At 42.3% G+C, this 4314-nt stretch carries 3 protein-coding genes; 2 read left to right on the top strand and 1 reads right to left on the bottom strand.

From position 1 onward, the window contains the following. The first annotated feature begins 94 nt into the window (after positions 1-94). Together PN497_RS04730 and PN497_RS04735 are read left to right on the top strand one after the other, a co-directional pair. Complete coding sequence (locus PN497_RS04730) at positions 95-460, top strand: hypothetical protein (protein WP_272109717.1); 366 nt, start codon at positions 95-97, stop codon at positions 458-460. Positions 461-747: 287 nt separating this feature from the next. Beyond that, entirely contained in the window at positions 748-1626 is an 879-nt protein-coding gene (locus PN497_RS04735) for an AMP-binding protein (protein WP_272109719.1), read from the top strand. Between the two features lie 522 nt (positions 1627-2148). On the opposite strand, the gene PN497_RS04740 is transcribed toward PN497_RS04735, so the two are convergent. Then, positions 2149-3459, bottom strand: a complete 1311-nt coding sequence (locus PN497_RS04740) for a hypothetical protein (protein ID WP_096566426.1) — start codon at positions 3457-3459, stop codon at positions 2149-2151. Between the last annotated feature and the right edge of the window lie 855 nt (positions 3460-4314).

A 4314-nucleotide genomic window follows, 5' to 3' on the forward strand; every position in this document is an offset into this window, starting at 1 on the left:
ATCAAATTAAGCATAATTTGCTTTCTAATTATTTAATAGGACAACTAAAACGTCCAGATATTGCTATGTCAATGGTTTAGTCTTTAGGCGCTCGGTGCAGCGTAGCCGCACCATCGCTTGTGCCAGTTGCGTAAGTCCTAATTGTTATCAGCTTGGTAAATTAAGCTTTGTTGAAAAAGATGGCAACCAACGGGGTGCTGAATGTGAATACTGGACTTATCGCTTTGGAGAATCATCTGAAATTAGAAACAAGTCAGTACCATTACGAGAAACTTTCAACCTCACCTTACAACTTCCATCACGCTTGCAACCATTAATACAAGACGCTGCTAAACAATCAGATTTAGCGGTAATAGAATGGGTAGCAAGACTTGTGGAAGACGCAATTTCTAAAAATAATAGTAGTCAAAATATAGATAAGCCAAATTCCACAGATATTGCAGTCTCAGAAGTTATTTGAGATCTAGAACTTCAAAGCTAAACAATATTTTTAAGGAAAATAACCATTCATTACCTATTGGTTCAAAATGCCGTGTCAGGCATTAGGATTTGAAAAGAAAGTGCTATTTTCACATTATTAATTGTTAATGTCGCCAATGTTAACCGTGAAAGACCCACCTACTAATTTTCAGCTACCGCCGCACAATGAAGCGGCTTTAGAGGGAGATAGCTGGAACTCTACATTTTGATTTGGATGCAGTAGAAGAACTCTTCCCTGGTGGGCTTTTGGACAATATGTTTGATGCCTTGTCTCGTCAACTGGAGTGTCTGGCCAATGAGGAGAAAACCTGGCATCAAAACTGGCAACAAACTGCACAACAATTAATGCCAGCGTCTGAACTTCAGCAGCGAGAGGTTATTAATGCCACTGTAGCTCCCATTCCTCAGCAATTGCTCCAAACCTTATTTACTGCACAAGTATCAGCGCAACCCCATCGGACTGCTGTGATTTCCTCTGCCGACACACTGAGCTATGAGGAGTTGTTCTGTCGCGCTAATCAAGTTGCTCATTGGCTGCGTAAGCGAGGTAACCGTCCCAACGAGTTAGTAGCTGTAGTTATGGAGAAGGGATGGGAACAGGTTGTAGCCGTTTTGGGAATTTTAGCTGCTGGTTCTGCTTATTTGCCTATTGATGCAAAAATTCCCAGGGAGCGCCTTCTATACTTATTAGACAATGGGGAAGTTCGGTTTGTACTAACTCAGTCTTGGTTAAAAGAAAACTTAGATTGGACAGAAAGCAGGCAAATATTGTGCATAAATAGCGAAGAATTGGCAAATGACAGTGACCAACCGTTAGATTCCCTACAACAACCAGAAGATATAGCCTACGTCATCTATACCTCTGGCTCCACTGGATTGCCCAAGGGAGTAATGATTACTCATCAGGCTGCGGTTAATGCCATAATCTGTACCAACAACTACTTTAACGTCAGTTGTGAAGACCGAGTTTTAGCTTTGACTGCACTCAATCACGATATGTCAGTTTATGACATTTTCGGGATACTGGCAGCTGGGGGAACCATTGTCATACCCGAGGCTTCAGAAGCACTAAATCCCGTGAAATGGGCACAACTAATCCGTGACGAGAAAATCACTATTTGGGGCCCCCTTCCCTCACAAGGGTAGGTATTTTACATTGTCGTCAGGGCAAGACTTGGAGGACAAGGCAGACAAGGTGACAAGGGAGGAAATACGTAACAAAAATGTACAATTGGTAACACAAATTGAGGCTAAACAGACCTTGTACTGAGCGAATCCGAAGTACATTTTTTGTATAAAATCTTCCTTGTCTACTTTCCCTCCTTGTCTTCCAGGTCCTGCCTCAACAGATAATATTAAAAACCTACCCCTGTGAGGGCCCCCTCTCACAAGGGTAGGTTTTTTACATTGTCGTGAGGGCAAGACTTGGATGACTTGGAAGGACAGTGGACAAGGGAGGAAAACCGTACAAAATCAGATGCTCTTGGTAACCAAAAAAGTCCGTCAAAATACTGTTGTGCGTATCAAATCTTCCTTGTCTACCTTCCCACCTTGTCTTCCTGGTCCTGCCTTCACAGTTAATATTAAAAACCTACCCCTGTGAGGAGGGCCCCCTTCCCCCCAGCTTCTTCTGCCTCCTGACTCCTGACTCCTTGATCTCCTGACTAACTATCTAGACGCAACTTGAGGTTCTGCCCAAACCTGTCTATCTCTTGTCCCAAAAGTCACAGGTTGATCACCGTCGTTGCTGACATTGATAGTTTTGCCATCACTGGCAACTTGTACCAAAGGCCAATTTTCTTCCCCTAGTTCACCCGCACGGAATAGCACGTGATCAGGTTGTTTTTTACTCCACCCTAACAAGATTGCTATTTTCTCATGCTCATCTTCTCCTTGGGCAGGAGCAACGGTTTGAGTATGATTTTCTTGCCGTTCCCAAATTACTGCATGATCTGTCAGGTCTGCTGTGTTGAACATACCTACAAATTTGCGGGCTAAAAAGCGATCGCCTTTTTCGGACCAACTAACCGGAACTAATACCTCTATTTTCCCTTGGGTATCAGCTTGATCTGAAATCTGTTGATCTAACAGGGGATCGCCAACAGCAGCAGTTTTTGACATCACCCGCAGTCTCTTGGTTTGCCGATCTTCGATAAACAACAAGCTGGTAACTCGGCTGTTGTGCATTTCCGGTTGTATTTCCAGTTGCACTCGGCTATAAACCGCATACCTACCATCAGGAGAAACCACTGGTATACTGCGATAGTGCCGCACTCCAGAACCCCCTTTACCACCTATAGCTTCTTGAGTCATCATGATCCATTTCCAAGGAATTGGATGAGGACTATTTATGGGATCATCTGGTACTGTATCGTACTGCTGTTGCTGTTCATTTACAGGTATTTCCATCATTGTGGATGCCTGTGGTTCTCTAATATTTGATGTGCTTGCAGATGTTTTTAATACCTCATTCTCTAAACTCGCACGTTCTAAAGAATTTACCTCACCCTGTAAAGCCTGGCTCTTAACATCTTTTAATTTTTGAATTAAATCTCTCTGACTAGTAGGTATTTTTGCTAAGTTTTCCTGTTTTACTACCGCTAAAATATCGCTGACAGGTAAATTACTATTTGAGTGCTGATTTTGTTGTCCTGCCCCAGAATTAATTTTATCAGCCTGTAATACTTGTTTTGCTTGACTCACAGGCTTGTTTACTGATCCAAAGTTCCCAAATTTTGCTTCCAAGGAGTTGACTTTACCTATCTTTAAATCATTTTTCCCAGCTATAGCCGTTACCTGGGAATTTGAATCAGATTGGCCAATTCCTGTACTAATCTTTCCTACTTTTAAATGTGATTGTTTCGCTATGCTAGAGTGAATTGATACACCTACCAAGGGAGCAATTAATATAACAACGATAACGTACTTAAAAAATGGTTGTACGCGGAACCATCCTGACAGCAAAAGGGATTTCAGCATGATTGGACTCTCTAAGGGGCAGTGGCTGTGTGAGGAGCAATGTCTATGCAGGAAGAGAAAAAGCTATGATTATATGTATAACAACAAACTAGAATCTCTAACGAGATTATCTGGATAAATTTTGCATCACTTTACAAAAGTTTTCTAATCATCAATTAACCCCTTTACATTCTTTAAATAACTTAGTTTTTTTAGGTGAATATAATCACAGAGAATACCGACGTTAATCATTTTCGGATTCTCTAAATAAGTATTTATATCTAAAAACAGCCTATATTTAGGTAGACCACAATATAGGTATAACCAAATATAGGAGTTTCCGACAGGATATAAACTACGCTGTGAGGTGACTAATTCTAGTGCCTAAATTCATTTATTCTGATAAAAATGTTTTAGCAAGAGCTAATCCATTCCTTCAGGTTTATAAGGAAATCAAGTGAGCCAAAACTACCGAGATAAAGTATCGGAGCAAGGCATTGATACTTTATCGTACTAAGGAACAGTGGATGTAGGCGAACGGATTGCCCCTTCATGGGCAGATAATCAACCTGTATAAAAACATAACTGCCTAACGGCAATCGATACCTTGACAACTGAAGATTGGTGGGTTCTATTCCATAGTTCTAGTTCCTTGCTAGGAATAGGTAAAATCTACCCTTCGGGAAGCCGCTTCGCGTCTACATGGGAGCTGGACTTGTGTTGAGCGCACTTGTACTGAGCGACTTGTACTGAGCCTGTCCTGAGCCTGTCCTGAGCCTGTCCTGAGCCTGTCCTGAGCGGTGTCGAAGGGCGGTGTCGAAGGGCGGTGTCGAAGGGCGGTGTCGAAGGGCGGTGTCGAAGGGCGGTGTCGAAGGG

The sequence above is a fragment of the Sphaerospermopsis kisseleviana CS-549 genome (genome assembly GCF_028329225.1).
GTDB classification, from domain to species: domain Bacteria; phylum Cyanobacteriota; class Cyanobacteriia; order Cyanobacteriales; family Nostocaceae; genus Sphaerospermopsis; species Sphaerospermopsis kisseleviana.

Coding starts and splice junctions, on each gene's coding strand:
- PN497_RS04740 (WP_096566426.1), bottom strand. CDS start 3,459: ATGCTGAAATCCCTTTTGCTGTCAGGATGGTTCCGCGTACAACCATTT.